At 70.3% G+C, this 14,895-nt stretch carries 10 protein-coding genes and 1 tRNA gene; 8 read left to right on the top strand and 3 right to left on the bottom strand.

Annotated features, from left to right (window positions below; translation table 11 throughout):
- The first annotated feature begins 50 nt into the window (after nt 1–50).
- The 6 genes from B5Y66_RS03560 to B5Y66_RS03535 all read left to right on the top strand — a co-directional run bounded on the left by B5Y66_RS03560 (nt 51) and on the right by B5Y66_RS03535 (nt 10,443).
- Nucleotides 51–1,367 carry a polysaccharide pyruvyl transferase family protein gene (locus B5Y66_RS03560; protein WP_139820692.1) on the top strand — a complete coding sequence of 439 codons (1,317 nt, stop codon included), beginning with the start codon at nt 51–53 and terminating at the stop codon, nt 1,365–1,367.
- Complete coding sequence (locus B5Y66_RS03555) at nt 1,351–2,346, top strand: ABC transporter permease (RefSeq protein WP_079571016.1); 996 nt, start codon at nt 1,351–1,353, stop codon at nt 2,344–2,346. Before B5Y66_RS03560 ends, B5Y66_RS03555 begins: the two co-directional genes overlap by 17 nt.
- 107 nt (nt 2,347–2,453) lie before the next feature.
- Nucleotides 2,454–3,293: a carbohydrate ABC transporter permease gene (locus B5Y66_RS03550; RefSeq protein ID WP_245806896.1), complete on the top strand. Its 840-nt coding sequence runs from the start codon at nt 2,454–2,456 to the stop codon at nt 3,291–3,293.
- A gap of 45 nt (nt 3,294–3,338) precedes the next feature.
- Nucleotides 3,339–4,973, top strand: a complete 1,635-nt coding sequence (locus B5Y66_RS03545) for a type 2 periplasmic-binding domain-containing protein (RefSeq protein ID WP_079571010.1) — start codon at nt 3,339–3,341, stop codon at nt 4,971–4,973.
- Nucleotides 4,974–5,087: 114 nt separating this feature from the next.
- Entirely contained in the window at nt 5,088–8,519 is a 3,432-nt protein-coding gene (locus B5Y66_RS03540; RefSeq protein ID WP_176168762.1) for an alginate lyase family protein, read from the top strand.
- 37 nt (nt 8,520–8,556) lie between these two features.
- Nucleotides 8,557–10,443: a heparinase II/III domain-containing protein gene (locus tag B5Y66_RS03535; protein ID WP_139820691.1), complete on the top strand. Its 1,887-nt coding sequence runs from the start codon at nt 8,557–8,559 to the stop codon at nt 10,441–10,443.
- A 191-nt stretch (nt 10,444–10,634) separates the two neighbouring features.
- On the opposite strand, the gene B5Y66_RS03530 is transcribed toward B5Y66_RS03535, so the two are convergent.
- From B5Y66_RS03530 to B5Y66_RS03520, 3 genes are all read right to left on the bottom strand, one after another.
- Nucleotides 10,635–10,711: transfer RNA gene (locus B5Y66_RS03530), tRNA-Pro, on the bottom strand.
- 93 nt (nt 10,712–10,804) lie between these two features.
- A complete protein-coding gene (locus B5Y66_RS03525) occupies nt 10,805–11,707 on the bottom strand; it encodes a metallophosphoesterase (RefSeq protein ID WP_245806895.1) in 903 nt (300 codons plus the stop codon).
- A gap of 14 nt (nt 11,708–11,721) precedes the next feature.
- Complete coding sequence (locus B5Y66_RS03520) at nt 11,722–14,091, bottom strand: transglycosylase domain-containing protein (RefSeq protein ID WP_079570999.1); 2,370 nt, start codon at nt 14,089–14,091, stop codon at nt 11,722–11,724.
- Between the two features lie 120 nt (nt 14,092–14,211).
- Between B5Y66_RS03520 and B5Y66_RS03515 the strand changes: the two genes are divergently transcribed.
- Together B5Y66_RS03515 and B5Y66_RS03510 are read left to right on the top strand one after the other, a co-directional pair.
- Nucleotides 14,212–14,376 carry a DUF4177 domain-containing protein gene (locus tag B5Y66_RS03515; protein WP_139820690.1) on the top strand — a complete coding sequence of 55 codons (165 nt, stop codon included), beginning with the start codon at nt 14,212–14,214 and terminating at the stop codon, nt 14,374–14,376.
- Complete coding sequence (locus tag B5Y66_RS03510; RefSeq protein ID WP_079570994.1) at nt 14,376–14,861, top strand: RidA family protein; 486 nt, start codon at nt 14,376–14,378, stop codon at nt 14,859–14,861. Before B5Y66_RS03515 ends, B5Y66_RS03510 begins: the two co-directional genes overlap by 1 nt.
- The last annotated feature ends 34 nt before the right edge of the window (nt 14,862–14,895 follow it).

Genomic DNA, 14,895 nt, shown 5'->3' with positions numbered 1-14,895 from the left:
AGGGGCGCCGCGGGATCGCGGTGAAGACGCCGCGCTACGGAAGGACAACGTTGACCTCCACGACCAGCCCGCCCCGCTCCGTGCTCCTGCGCTCGTCCTGGGCGAACGCGAACATCGGCGACGTCGCCCACTCGCCCGGCCTCATCACTGCCCTGCTCGACTCCGAGCCAGATGCCCGCATCACGCTGTGGCCGATGCGCCTCGGCGAGCGCGAGGAGGCGATGATCCGCCGGGCGGTCCCGACCGTCACGATCGTGCGGGGCGGGTTGGACGAGGCCGGTGTGCCGACGACGCTGGAGCTCGCCACGGTGTGGGACTCCGCGGACGTCCTCGTGCACGGCTCGGCGGCGAGCGCCTCGCTCGTGCCGGAGCTGGCAGCATGGCGCGAGCAGAGCGACCGCCCGTACGGCTACGCCGGCGTCACGGTCGACCCGCTGTTCCCGCGCGCATGGGGCTCGCTCGAGCGGTTGCGCGTCATGACGCGGGCGCTTCCGGCGACGTTCCTCGAGGACGACGCCCGCGCGATCATCGACGACGCCGAGTTCCTGTTCGCACGGGACTCGATCAGCCTCGAGTTCCTGCGTGCCCAGGGGGCCGGCCCCCAGGTGCTGGAGTTCGGTCCCGACGGCACGTTCGCCTATCGCTACCGCGACGACACCGCGGGCGACGTCGTCCTGGGATCGCTGGGGCTGGCGGCGGGGGAGTTCGGGTGCTTCGTGCCCCGGCTGCGCTACACGCCGTACCCCGACATCTACGGCACGGAACGCACCCGGGAGTTCGACCGCCTGTACGCGATCAACGCCGGCACCGTCGGGTTCGACCTCGACACCCTGACGGCCGCGATCGCCACCTGGGTCCGCTCGACGGGCCAGCCGGCCGTCGTCGTGCCGGAGATGAGCTACGCGGTGGAGCTGGCACGCGACGAGCTGCTGCCGCGCATCCCGGCCGACGTCCGGGACCGGGTCCTGGTCCTCGACCGGTACTGGACGCTCGAGGAGGCGAGCTCCGTGTACGCCCGCGCCCGCGCCGTCGTGAGCATGGAGTGCCACTCGCCGATCCTCGCGTCCGTCCATGGCACGCCGACGATCTACGTGCGTCAGCCCACCGAGACCATCAAGGGGCAGATGCACGCCGATCTCGGAGGGGCGGACGTCGTCGTGGAGGTCGAGCCGGGCGGCCCGGACGGCGCGGCCGCGGCCGTCGAGGCGCTGCTGTCGGACGAGGCGGCGTCCCGAGCGACGTCGTCGGCCATGAACGCCGCTGCCGTCGGCCGCCTGAAGGAGGTGGCCCGCACCGTCCTGTTCGGCGAGGGGGCATCCGAGTACACGTCACGGGCCCAGGAGGCAGACCTTGTCCCAGCTCGTTGACCGGCCGCGACGGACGTCCGCGCAGAAGGACCCGTCGCCGGGCGCGACCACTCGCCCGCCGCGACTCTCCCGCCAGACCCTCGCCCGATGGCGGCGCGACCGGCTCCTGCTGCTGCTGGCCGCCCCGGGCCTGGTGGTGGTGCTGCTGTTCCACTACGTCCCGCTGCTGGGCAACGTCGTCGCGTTCAAGGAATATCTCCCGTTCCTGACGATCGCCGAGAGCCCCTGGGTCGGCTGGGAGAACTTCCGGGTGATCTTCTCCGGCGACCCGCTGTTCGTGAACGCGTTGACGAACACGTTGATCATCACGCTGATCCAGGTCCTGTTTGTGTTCCCGTTGCCGCTCGCGCTGGCCCTGCTCCTGAACGAGGTCATCTCCGAGCGGCTCAAGCGGACCGTGCAGTCGATCCTCTACCTGCCGCACTTCCTGTCCTGGGTGATCGTGGTCGCGCTGTTCCAGCAGATCCTCGGGAACGCGGGGATGGTGAACACGTTCCTTCGAGGGCACGACCTGCCGACCTTCTCCATCATCGGCGTGCCGGAGCTGTTCGAGGTCCTGATCTCCAGCCAGGTGATCTGGAAGGACACCGGGTGGGGCACGATCATCTTCCTGGCAGCCATCTCCCGGGTCGACACCTCGCTGTACGAGGCGGCCGCGATGGACGGAGCCGGCGCCGCGCGGCGGCTGTGGCACGTGACGCTCCCGGCGATCCGCTCGGTGTTCGTCCTGCTGCTGATCCTTCGGCTCGGGGACGCCCTCACCGTCGGCTTCGAGCAGATCATCCTGCAGCAGGGCGCGGTCGGCGTGACGGCGAGCGAGGTGCTCGACACCTACGTCTACAACCACGGAATCGTCGGCGGCAACTGGGGCCAGGCTGCCGCCGTCGGCCTGACGAAGGGCGTCATCTCGGTGCTCCTGGTACTCGGCGCAAACAAGCTCGCGCACAGGTTCGGCGAGCGGGGGGTGTATCACAAGTGACCACGACCTCTCCCTTGGGGCTCGCGAACAGACCGCGGAAGGCGCGGCCCTCGACGCCGGGCGGCCGTCCGGCCTGGATGGGGCGACCCCACCCGGTGATCACGGCCTTGCGCGGCCTGATCCTGGCGATCGGCTGTGCCGCCGTCATCCTCCCCTTCCTGGCCGTCGTCTCGACCTCGCTCGCGACGCAGGAGGAGGTGACCGCCAACGGCGGCTTCGTGCTGCTCGTCCGCGACCCGACGTTCGCCTCCTACCAGGCGATCCTGTCCGGCGGCGTGGTCACCCGCGCACTGGTGATCAGCATCCTCGTGACGGCCGTCGGCACGCTGCTGTCGTTGGCGTGCACGGTCGCGCTCGCGTACTCGCTGTCACGGCCCGGGTCGCTCGGCTCGCACCCGATCCTGCTGGCGGTGCTCTTCACGATGCTGTTCAGCCCCGGCATGATCCCGATGTACCTCGTGGTCAAGCAGCTCGGTCTGCTCGACAACCTGCTCGCGCTGATCCTCCCGGTGCTCATCAACGCCTTCAACGTCATCGTCATGCGGGAGTTCTTCCTCGATATCCCAGGCGAGCTCCTGGAGAGCGCCCGCGTCGACGGCGCGAACGACCTGACGATCCTCGCGCGCATCGTGCTGCCCCTGTCCAGGGCCGTGATCGCCGTCGTCGGGCTGTTCTACGCCGTCGGCTACTGGAACGCGTTCTTCAACGGCCTGCTGTACATCAGCTCGCCGGAGAAATGGCCGCTGCAGCTCGTCCTGCGGACCTACGTGGTCAACGAGACGCCGATGGGTGTCGACGAGATCTCCGCAGGGTCCGAGAGCCTGCCGCCGCAGCTGTCCATCCAGATGGCGGTCCTCGTCCTCTCGATCATCCCCATCCTGCTCGTCTACCCGTTCCTCCAGAAGCACTTCACCAAGGGCCTCATGATCGGCGCCGTCAAGGGCTGATCACCGGTTCCGTCTCCCCGTCCTCGATGTTGCGGAAGGTTCCTCATGACTGGCACTGTCTCTCGTCGTCGTTTCCTGGGCATCACCGGCACCCTGGGGGCGATGGGCCTGGTGGCGGCCTGCTCACCCACGCCGGGTGGCTCGCCGCCTCGTCCGGCAGCCACCGGTGGCGGTGGTGCTGCGCTGCTGCCGACGTACCAGCCCTTCGACACGTTCCCGCCCGACCTCACCTCGGGCAACCCGGGCGTGTCCCCGGGCTACTTCACCTATCCGGACCCGCCCACGGCGGTGACCAGCAGGGTTCCGGCATCCGGCGGTCCGATCCGGGCGCTGACCTTCACCTATGACCCTGTCGCCCCCGAGATGAGCAACAACGCGCTGTGGCAGAGCATCAACGAGGCGCTGGGTACCGACCTGGACCTGGAGTACACCCCCGCGGCGGAGTACGACGCCCGGTTCGCGACCACGATCGCCGGCAACGACCTGCCCGACGTGGTGGCGGTCAAGGGCCAGCAGCAGCAGATGCCGAAGATGCTGGCGGCGAAGTTCTCCGACCTCACCGAGCTCCTCTCGGGTGACGCCGTGCTGGACTACCCCCACCTCGCCGCACTGCCGACGCCCTCCTGGCGGAGCACGGTCTATGACGGCCGGATCTGGGGCGTGCCGGTTCCGCGCTCGCTGATCGGCACCGTGCTGTACACCCGCGCGGACATCCTCGAGCGAGCGGGGCTGTCCTTGCAGCCGGGGTCGCTCGAGGAGTTCACCGAGATGGCGAAGGCGCTGACGGACGAACGCGAGGGCCGCTGGGCCTTCGGTCAGACGCCCCTGACCGTGCTGCTCGAGACGAACGGCGTCGCGAACACCTGGTCGGTCGACGACGCCGGCGTCTTCACCTTCAACGGCAGGCTGCCGGGATACGAGCAGGCGCTGGCGGACGCGGTCGCCCTCAACGACCTGGGTGTCGTGCACCCCGACGGCAACGCCGCCCAGAACACCCAGCGCAACGAGTGGATGATGGCGGGCACGACCGCGTTCCAGATCGGCAACTACGCAGGATGGCCCAAGTTCTATCTGCAGGGGGCCGGCATCGACGGGTTCCGCCTCACGGGCATGCTCTCTCCCGCACGGGAGGAGGGCGGGACGATGGTGCGCACCGCCGGCCCGGCGGCCTCGCACTTCTCGGCCGTCGCCGCGCAGGACGACCCGGAGCGTCTCGCCGAGATCCTGCGGGTGCTCGACTGGCTGGCCGCGCCGTTCGGCAGCACCGAGTACATCACCCGCCGGTTCGGCAAGGAGGGCGAGACCTTCACCCTCGACGGCCCGGACCCGGTGCTCACGCCCGAGGGCGTCAACCAGGCGACGTTGCCCGTGCGGTACATCACCGAGAACTCTCCGGTGATCTTCGAGTCGCAGAACGAACGGGCCGTACGGGACCAGTTCGACCACCAGGAGGCCGGTCTGGAGCTCACCGTGCCCAACCCGACGGAGGGGCTCTACTCCGAGGCCGCCGCCAGCGAGGGGGCGAGCGCACTGCAGGCGCTGACCGCGACCGAGCAGGAGATCCTCCTCGGGAACCAGCCGGTCGCCGACTGGGCAGCCGCGGTCGAGTCCTACATGTCCGCCGTCGGCAACAAGATCAAGGCCGAGTACGAGGAGGCCTGGGCTCAGCTCGACGGCTGAGGCGACGACGCTCGCGCCGCCGTCGAGGCACTGGTCGAACACCTTCACCGAAGAGGAGTCACGGAGATGGAACGGAGCTTGTCCCGGCGGAGATTCCGCCGTCGTGCCCATGCGATGTCCGCCGCTGCAGTCGCGCTCGCGGTGGTGGCGACGGGTCTGTCGCCGGTGACAGCCGCCGCGTCGGACATGTCGGATCTCGGCGAGCTGCTCGACTTGGCGCGTCCGGAGCTCGCCGACGTCGCGGCGGAGCTCGCGGCCGGCGACGAGGCGGGCGCCGCCGAGGAGCTCAAGGCGTACTACTCGGGTCGCACGGGCGTCGAGTACCCGACAGCGGGAGACGGGGGAGCGCACGACGCCACCGCCGACGAGCTCGCGGCCGGGATCTTCCGGTTCGGCGCCGAAACCCGTGACTTCTACGACGACGCCGCGCAGAGGATCGATGTCGACTGGCAGGACCTCTGGGGTGGGACGGAGAGCGCCCCGGGCAGCGCGCAGGTCCTCATGAGCGACCTCACGTTTATGTCGACGCTGACGAACGCCTACCTGAAGGAGAGCGACCCGGGGAAGCGCGCAGCCTATGCGAGGGCGTGGATGGACATCTCGCTGGACTTCTTCGCGGACAACCCCAGCTGGCCGCAGGTTCGCAACCTGTCGGCCGGCAAGCGGCTGGCCCAGCTCGTCAGCGCGTTCTCCGTGTTCCGGACGGAGCCGACCACCGAGGCCGGCGACCTGGTGGCGTACCTGTCCGGCGTGCACGAGACGACCGACCTCCTCACGCAGGTGCTGCAGATACATGTCGGGAACAACTGGTACATGTCGATGGCTCGATCGATCTACTCCGCGGCGGTGTACCTGCCCGAGTTCAGGTCGTCCCTCGGCTGGGAGTCGTTCGCGGTGCGGTCCGTCGAGCGGTTCCTGCGCGCGTACATGCAGAGCGACGGCGTGTACCGCGAGCCGACGTTCAACTACCAGGCCTACGTGGCGGACCTGATCAACACCATGATCCGCGTCGCCGATGCCAACGGGCGGAACCTTCCCGACGCGATCATCCAATCGGCGGACTGGATCGCGGACGTGCTGTTCGCGACGCGGAAGCCGGATCTCGAGGCCGCGCTGATCGGCGACACACCGAACGTCGACGCGGGCAGGAACGCCATCCGGGCGGCCGGTGAGCGCCACTCGTGGTCCGACTTCACCTGGGTCGCCTCCGGGCGCACGGAGGGCACGCCCCCGACGCTGGGGTCCACCCTGTATCCGATCAGCTTCGCCGTTCAGCGCTCGGGGTGGGACGCCGACGCGCAGTACATGCTGATCAACAACCACAACTCCAGCTACACCGCCTCGCACCGGCATCCGGACGACCTCAGCCTGGTGATGTCGGCGTACGGCCGTCCGCTGATCGTCGACTCCGGGGTGGGCGACTACAGCGCGACCCCGACGAACGACTGGATGCGCAGGACGACCGAGGCGCACAACACGATCGAGGTCGACGGAAAGGCGCAGGCCGCCGGAGTCACGCGCGCGATGTCGCTCTGGCGGTCGAGCGCGGGTCTCGACGTCTATCGCGGTCAGGCGATGGGCTACCGGCCGGTCGCGCACGACCGGGTCGTCTACTTCGTCAAGCCCGGCTTCTGGGTGGTCTCCGACGACCTCACCGGTGACACCGCCGGGCACGACTACCGGCAGCTGTGGCACTTCCCTGGCGATCCGGTCACCGTCGACCAGGCCACGGGCGTCGCCACGGTCGGGTTCGACGCCGTCCCCGGCGCCACGTCGACGGCCGGGGTGCAGCTCGTTCCCGTGGCCCCGGCCGGCGTCGACGTTACGGCCAGCGTCCACGAGGACGGCGCCGTGCGCGTGGGCGAGGAGGTGCGCACGGACGTCGACTTCCTGTCGTACGACTGGTCCGCCACCGGTGACACGGGGCTCGACACCGTCGTCTTTCCCGGCGAGGCCGGCCGAGCGCCTGCTGTGACGTCGACGCGCATCGAGCTGCCCGGGGTGGATCACTCCGTGGCGACCGCGATGGAGATCGACCTGCCGGACGCGACCGGCCGCTTCTACCTCTCGCGAGAGGCGACGCCGTCGTCGCGGGAGTTCGGGGTCGCCGCGACCGACGCCGAGACCGCGTACCTCGAGCGTTCCACGGGCGGCGGGCTCTCGCGGTACGCGCTGACCCGGGGGACGTCGTTGGTGGACGACGGGGACACGGTCGTCGACGCGTCCGGAACGGTGTCCGACGTCAGCGTGGAGCTGCGGGGCGCGACCGCCCGGATCTCGCTCGGCGACCCGTTCACCGGCACGCTCACGATCCGCGCTCCGAAGGCGAAGGCGGTGAAGGTGAACGGCACGCCGACCGCCTTCACTCGTGCCGGTGACCTCGTCACCGTGTCGGTCGAGCCGGCCTTCGCGCCCACGCCGGTGCTCGACGAGGAGTTCGAGGACGCGAGCCTGGGCCGCAGCGTCTACGGCTTCTACGGTGGGCTCGAGGGCTGGACGCCGGTGCTGGGCGCCTGGGCGCTCGGCGGTGACCCGTCGAACGGCACGCTGGCGCAGACCTCGAGCGCGGACGTGCAGTCGTTCGCCATGCTGCAGAGCGTGCCGGACGACGTGATCGTGTCCGCGGACATCGATCCCGGGAAGGCGCACCAGATCACCGCCCGGACCGGCCTGGCGTTCCGCTACCACGATTCCCGCAACTACTACCGGGCCAACGTCCTCAACTCGTCGACCGGTGCGACGCTGCAGCTCGTGAAGGTCTACAACGGGACGTCGACGCTCCTTGCGGAGACCGAGCTGGAGCTGAACGCCAACGCAGCGCACACGCTGACCGTCTCCGCGGTCGGGCGCGAGCTGGTCGCCGCCGTCGGCGACACGTCGATCTCCGCCACCGACAGCCAGCTGCCGACCGGCGGGGTCGCGGTCTACACGCACCGGCGGGCCGCGACCTTCGACGACATCACCGTCACAGAGGCACTCGATCAGACGAGTTGGCGCGCCATCCGGGGCCAGGCCTCCGTGAGCTCCGGTCGACTGACCCTCACGCCCGTTGACGCCCGCGCGCACGTGCTCGCCGAATCGACGCTGCCGGCCCGGTTCTCCGAACAGTGCGACTTCGTCGCGGAGACCACGGTCACGATCCACGGCGTCGGCAACGCGGGTGTCTCGTTGCGCGACACCACGGACTCCTATGGGTATCGCGTCCACGTCGGCAGGACGAACCAGGGAACCTCGTACGCGAGCATCGTCCGCGAGGCCGACCGGTCGGGCCCGGTCACGGTGGACACGGTCGCCCTCAGCGACCCCCTCGACGGTCCCGTCCGGCTGGGCGCGGCCGTTCAGGGCGACCGCATCACCGCGACGCTGAACGGGGTACAGATCCTGGAGGGCCGCGACACCGTCGTGCGAAGCGGGGGCGTCGGGCTCACCGCAACCACGCAGAGCACGTTCGACGACCTCACGGTCGCCCGGTCCTGCGAGCGCGGGCGCACCCGTCCCCAGGTTCCCGGCGGCGGGAACGGCTCGAGCCACGGGCCCTCGGACTGACCGGCGACGCAGAACCGTCAACTCCACAGGAGCATGGATGACCTCACGTGACACCGCTGTCGACCTGCCCTCTCCGACAACGCCCGCGGACATCGCGGCGCTCCTCAGACCGAACCACCCGCGCCTCATGGTCGACGACGCGGCGCTCGCCGGGATCGCCTACCGCATCACGAGCCACGACCTCACCGCAGAGCTGTACGACGAGCTCCTGGCGCACGCGGACGCGCTGCTCGCCATGCCGGTCTCCCGGTACGAGCTGCCGGACGGGCGCACGCTGCTTGTCGTGACCCGGGAGGTCCAGCGTCGCCTCTACGTGCTGGCTATGGCGTACCGGCTCGCGGAGGACGAGCGGTACGCGGGACGCGCCGCCGAGGAGATGGCGGCCGTCGCCGCGTTCCCGGACTGGAACCCGGAGAGCTTCCTGTCCGTCGCGGAGCTCCTGCACGCCTTCGCGGTGGGCTACGACTGGCTGCACGAGTACCTCGACGACGCGCAGCGCCAGGTCGTGCGGGACGCGATCGTCACGCTCGGGCTCGAGCCCGCGATCGCGCAGCACGAGTCCGGCGCGAGGTGGACCACGAGCTCGAACAACTGGAACATCGTCTGCAACGGCGGCACGATCATGGCGGCGCTCGCCATCGGCGACGAGGTGCCGGAGGTCGCGAACGAGGCCATGCATCACGCGATCGGCTCGCTCCCCGTGGCGCTCGCGGAGTACGGGCCTGACGGCGGGTTCCCCGAGGGTGTCACGTACTGGGGCTACGCGACGCGGTTCCTGGTCCCGACGATGGCATCGCTCGAGACAGCCATCGGTGACGACTTCGGCATCGCGGAGACCTCGGGGCTCGACCGCACGGTCGACTTCGCGATCTACATGACCGGCCCTGCCGGCCAGCAGTTCAACTACTCCGACGCCTCGATCAGCGGGCACCCCGGGGGTACTGCCGCGCACTGGCTCGCCGCGCACTACGGCGAGCCCGTGCACGCATGGTGGGCCGAGCAGGGAGCCCCACGGCCGTCGCGCCCGCTTCCCCCGTTGCACCTGATGTGGCAGGGGCTGATCGACGCCGTGCCCCCGGACGAGGCCGACCTGCCTCTGGACCGCGAGTTCCGCGCAGTCTCCGCCTTCCTGTCGCGCAGCGCGTGGAACAGGCCGACCGCGAACTTCTTCGGGTTCAAGGCGGGGGACAACGCGGCCAGCCACGGTGACCTCGACCTGGGCACGTTCGTGATCGACGCGCTCGGTGTTCGCTGGGCCACGGAGCTCGGGTCGGAGAGCTACGCCCTGCCTGGGTACTGGTCGGCCGGCCCGGACGGGCGGCGCTGGACTTACTACCGCAAGCGTCCCGAGGGGCAGAACACCCTCGTCATCAATCCCGACGCGACGCCCGGCCAGGCCGTCGACGCGAAGGGAGACCTGGTGGCGACCGGGTCCGGCCCTGCCGCGAGCTTCGCCGTCGCCGACCTGTCGGAGGCCTACGCGGCCCAGGGAGTGACGAGCTGGCGCCGCGGGGTGGCGCTGATCGACGGCCGGAGCCGGTTCGTCGTCCAGGACGAGTTCACCGCGTCCGCTCCGGTCGAGGCGTGGTGGTTCATGCACACGACGGCCGCCGTCGACGTGGAGGCGAACGGCCGGTCGGCCATGCTCTCGCTCGACGGTCGGCAGCTGCGTGCCGCCCTGCTGGACGCGCCGGACGGCGCCCGGTTCTCGGTGATGGACGCCGTGCCGCTGCCGACGTCGCCGAACCCGGACGGCCAGACGCCGAACACCGGCGTCAGCAAGCTCGTCGTCACGGGCCCCCAGGCGTCGCAGTTCCGGCTGAGCGTGCTGCTCGAGCCATTGCCCTCGGGCGTCCCCGGGCCGGAGCCCGCCGTGACGGACCTCGCGGACTGGGCTGTGGCGCCCCCAGCCGATGACGTCTGACCGCCGCCCGTCGCCAATGACGGCGGCTTTCCCGGGGGAGGGGGCCGGGGGCGGCCAGGACGATCGATGTCAGGAACCTGGGACCTCTTCGTAGGTTGATCCGTCGACCCGCGGCAGGCCCCCAGGACCGGACGTAGCGCATGCAAGAGGCCCCCTGCCCAGCGTTTCCGCTGTTCAGAGGGCCTCTCGGCTGGTCGGGGTGACAGGATTTGAACCTGCGACCTCTTCGTCCCGAACGAAGCGCGCTACCAAGCTGCGCCACACCCCGAAGGACTTGCCCCCACGCACGGAGAACACCGTTCTCCTGTGGAAGCCTGCCTAGAATAGCCGACGATCCGGCCTGGACGAAAACGAGATCCGTCTACCGGGCGGTGAACGTGAGCAAGGTCGCCTCGGGGCGGCACGCGAAGCGCACGGGCGCGTACGGAGACGTGCCCGCGCCCGCGGAGACGTGGAGCCACGTGGAGCCGTTCCCGCCGGTCTCGTCCGGCCGTGGGCCTGGCCAGCCGTGCAGGCCGCTGGCCCGCCGGCGGTCGATGTCGCAGTTGGTGACGAGCGCGCCGTACCCCGGCAGTCGCAGCTGCCCGCCGTGCGTGTGGCCGGCGAGGACGACGTCCGCGCCGTCGGCGTGCATCCGGTCCAGCACGCGCCGGTACGGGGCGTGCGTGACGCCCAGGTGCAGCACCGCGTCGGTGTCCGGGCCCGGCGACGAGGGGGGGAACTCGTCGCGGTCCAGGTGCGGGTCGTCGACGCCCACCAGCGACAGCAGGCGGCCGTCCGCCTCGACCGTGTCGCGACGGTTGGTGAGGTCCCGCCAGCCGGCGGCGACCATCGCGCCGGCGAGCTCGTCGGACGGCAGCTCGGCCGGCCGCGTGTGCACGACGCGGGTGTCGCGGCGCAGGTAGCGCGCCGGGTTCTTCGGCACGGGCGCGTAGTAGTCGTTCGAGCCCATGACGAACGCGCCGGGCGCCGTCGTGAGCAGGGGGGTGAGCGCGTGCAGAAGCGGACCGAGCGCGTCGTGGTGGGCCAGATTGTCACCCGTGTTCACCACCAGGTGCGGCTCCAGCGCGGCCAGCGACCGTACCCACGCGATCTTGCGGCCCTGCGACGGCGTGAGGTGCAGGTCGGACACGTGCAGCACGCGCAGGTCCGGCTCACCTGCCGGCAGCACGGGCACCGTGATCCGGCGCACCGTGAAGAGCTTGGTCTCCAGGTGGGCGTAGCCGAGGCCCGCGAGGCCGACCGCGGCGACGCCGCCCGCCACCTGCCATCCGGCGGTCAGTTGTCGCCCCACGCGTCGCCGAGCGCGTCCCAGTCGCCGTTCGTCACGGCGTCCCAGGCAGCCTCGGCGTCGTTGCGGCCGTTGCCGTTGCCGCCGCGGTCGTTGCCCTCGTCGCCCTTGCCCTCGTCGCCGCCGTTGTCCCCGTCACCCTCGTCGGACGAGTCGTCGCCGCCGTCGTCCGGCGTGGACGGCTGGATCGCCCCGACACCGACCAGGTCCGGGTCGGCGTTGCCGAAGTCCTCGACGGGCATGCCGTCGACGGCCTGGTCCATGTACTGCTTCCAGGCCGGTGCGGCGATCGTCGAGCCGTAGAGGATGCGGTGGTACTGGCCGTTCACCACGTTGCCGCTGGTGTGGTCCTCGTTCGGCTTGTCGGCGTTGCCCACCCACACGGACGTGGACAGGTTCGGCGTGAACCCGGTGAACCACGTCTGCGCGGACAGCTGCGACGTCCCCGTCTTGCCCGCCACCGGGCGGCCGTCGGAGAGACCACCGAGGGCGCGCGCGGTACCCGTGCCGGAGAACACCTTCTCCATGGCGTACACGACGGTGTTGGCGACGTTCTCCGGGAGCGCGTCCTTGTCGCAGTTCGCGTCCGGGACGTCGTAGTCCTTGCCGCCCGGGCCGGTGACGCTCGTGATGGCGATCGGCGAGCAGTAGGTGCCGCCGGAGGCGAGCGTCGCGTAGGCCGCGGCCTGGTACAGCGGCGTCGACTCCTGCGTACCGATGATCATCGGCGCCTGGATGTCGATGTCCGTCTCCTCGGGCGCCGTCACGACGCGCCCGCCGTCCTGGACTGACCGGGTGGGGCGGAAGCCCATGTCCCAGGCGGTGGTGCGCAGGTCGCACAGGTTGAGCTGGTAACCCATGGCCGCGTAGGCGGTGTTGACCGACTCGTACGTCGCCTCCAGGGCGGAGATGTAGCCGACCTCGACGCCCTCCGAGTTGGCCGGCGCCCACGGCTCCGCCGCGGCCAGGTTGCCCACGCACGGCGTCTGGAAGTTCTGCGGCCAGCGCGCCGTCTTCGTCGCGTTCACGCGCTCGCTCAGCGTGTGGCCCTCCTTGAGCCACTCCGCCAGCACGAACGGCTTGAAGTTCGAGCCCACCTGGAAACCGCCGGAGGCGCCGTGCGTCGGGTCGGCCGAGTAGTTGACGCGCGTGGTGTTCTTGCCGCCCTCCGACGGGGTGTACGGGATGTTCTGCGCCATCGCGAGAATCTTGCCCGTGCCCGGCTCCACCGAGACGATCGCCGACTGCAGGCCGCTCGCGTCCCCGGGGTTCACGGCGTCCTCGACGGACTGCGCGGCCGCCTTCTGCTTCTTCGGGTCCAGCGTGGTGTGGATCTCGAGGCCTCCGCGGTACAGCAGCTGCTGCCGCTCCGACTTCGTCTCGCCGAACACCGGGTTGTTGACGATCTCCTTGGTGACGTAGTCGCAGAAGAACGCGGAGTCGCCGGCGGCGCTGCAGCCGATCTCGGTCGGGTTCACGTCGAGAGACTTCTTGATCGACGTCGCCTTGGCCTCGTCGCGCTCCTCGGTGGAGATGTACCCGAGCTTCCACATGTTCTGCAGCACGATGTCGCGCCGCTCCTTGGCGTCCTTCGGGTTGACCGTGGGGTCGAAGCGGCTCGGCGACTTCGTGATGCCGGCGATGGTGGCGGCCTCGACGACGTTCAGCTCCGAGGCGTGCTTGTCGAAGTAGTAGCGGGCCGCCGCCTCGACGCCGTAGATGCTGCGCGAGCCGAACTGGGCGGCGTTGAGGTAGCCCTGCAGCACCTCGTCCTTGCTCATCGTCTTCTCGAGGGAGATGGCCATCTTCGCCTCGGTGAGCTTGCGGGAGATCGAGTCCTCGCTCGCCTGGATGACGGCGAACTGGTCGCCGTCCTGCAGCGCCTGGTCGATGAGCATGTTCTTCACGTACTGCTGCGTCAGCGTCGAGGCGCCCTGCGTGGCGTGGCCGGCCACGTTGTTGGCCAGCGCGCGCGTCATGCCCTGCACGTCGATGCCGCCGTGCTCGTAGAAGCGCTCGTCCTCGATGGCGATCACCGCGTGCTGCATCGACTCCGAGATCTCGTCGATCGGCACCACGACCCGGTTCTGCGCGTAGAACGTGGCGAGCAGCTTGCCGTTGGCCGCGTAGATGCGCGACTGCTGCGACATCGGCCGCGGCTCCAGCTCCGCGGGCACCTCGTCGTAGATCGCGACCGTGCTGTCCGCCGCGGCGTTGGCCCCGGCCACCATCGGGATGACCAGGCCGGCGGCGAGGACGCCGCCGACACCGGCCGCGAGGACGAACGCGAGCAGCAGCGCGACGAGCTGCGTCGCCGGCATCGTGCGCGTGATGCGGCGAGGGTCGGATTTGGCCATGCCCACCAGGGTAAGGGCTGACCCTGTCTCGGCACGGCCAGGCGGCGACGACCCGCTGTGCAGGTTCTGTGGACCGGTCGTGGGAGCGTCGGGACGTCGGCCGATGGTTACGATCGCGGCATGGCTACCACGTGGGAGTACGCGACCATCCCCCTGCTGATCCACAACACGAAGGCGATCCTCGACCAATGGGGGGCCGACGGGTGGGAGCTCGTCCAGGTCGTCCCCGGCCCCGACAGCACCAACCTGGTCGCCTACCTCAAGCGCCCCTCCGGCGGGCAGTGATGAGCACCACCGCCGGCGCCTCGCCCGAGGCCCGCCTCGCCGAGCTCGGCATCTCCCTGCCCGACGTCGCCCCGCCCGTCGCGAGCTACGTGCCCGCCGTCCGCTCCGGGAACTACGTCTACACGGCCGGCCAGCTGCCGTTCGTCGACGGGGCGCTGCCGGTGACGGGCAAGGTGGGGGAGGGCGACGGCCTCGTCGCCCCCGACACCGCCGCCGACCTGGCGCGCACCTGCGCGCTCAACGCCCTCGCGGCGGTGCGCTCGCTCGTGGGGACCCTCGACGGCGCCCGGGTCGTGAAGGTGACGGGCTTCGTCGCCTCGGATCCGTCGTTCACCGGTCAGCCCGGCGTCATCAACGGCGCGTCGAACGTGCTCGGTGAGATCTTCGGCGACGCGGGCGTGCATGCGCGTTCTGCCGTCGGGGTTGCGGCGCTTCCCCTGGACGCGCCTGTCGAGGTCGAGCTGATCGTGGAGCTCACTTCCTGACCGAGGTGCTCTCGTCGCTGGTCCCGCGGGTGGG

The sequence above is a fragment of the Krasilnikoviella flava genome, from assembly GCF_900167525.1.
GTDB lineage: Bacteria > Actinomycetota > Actinomycetes > Actinomycetales > Cellulomonadaceae > Isoptericola > Isoptericola flavus.
This window is presented reverse-complemented; position numbering and strand designations above follow the sequence as displayed.

Excerpts from the sequence above, each read along its gene's own strand:
- B5Y66_RS03545 (WP_079571010.1), top strand. The coding sequence starts at position 3,339 with ATGACTGGCACTGTCTCTCGTCGTCGTTTCCTGGGCATCACCGGCACC.
- B5Y66_RS03540 (WP_176168762.1), top strand. The coding sequence starts at position 5,088 with ATGTCCGCCGCTGCAGTCGCGCTCGCGGTGGTGGCGACGGGTCTGTCG.
- B5Y66_RS03535 (WP_139820691.1), top strand. The coding sequence starts at position 8,557 with ATGACCTCACGTGACACCGCTGTCGACCTGCCCTCTCCGACAACGCCC.
- B5Y66_RS03520 (WP_079570999.1), bottom strand. The coding sequence starts at position 14,091 with ATGGCCAAATCCGACCCTCGCCGCATCACGCGCACGATGCCGGCGACG.
- B5Y66_RS03515 (WP_139820690.1), top strand. The coding sequence starts at position 14,212 with ATGGCTACCACGTGGGAGTACGCGACCATCCCCCTGCTGATCCACAAC.
- B5Y66_RS03510 (WP_079570994.1), top strand. The coding sequence starts at position 14,376 with ATGAGCACCACCGCCGGCGCCTCGCCCGAGGCCCGCCTCGCCGAGCTC.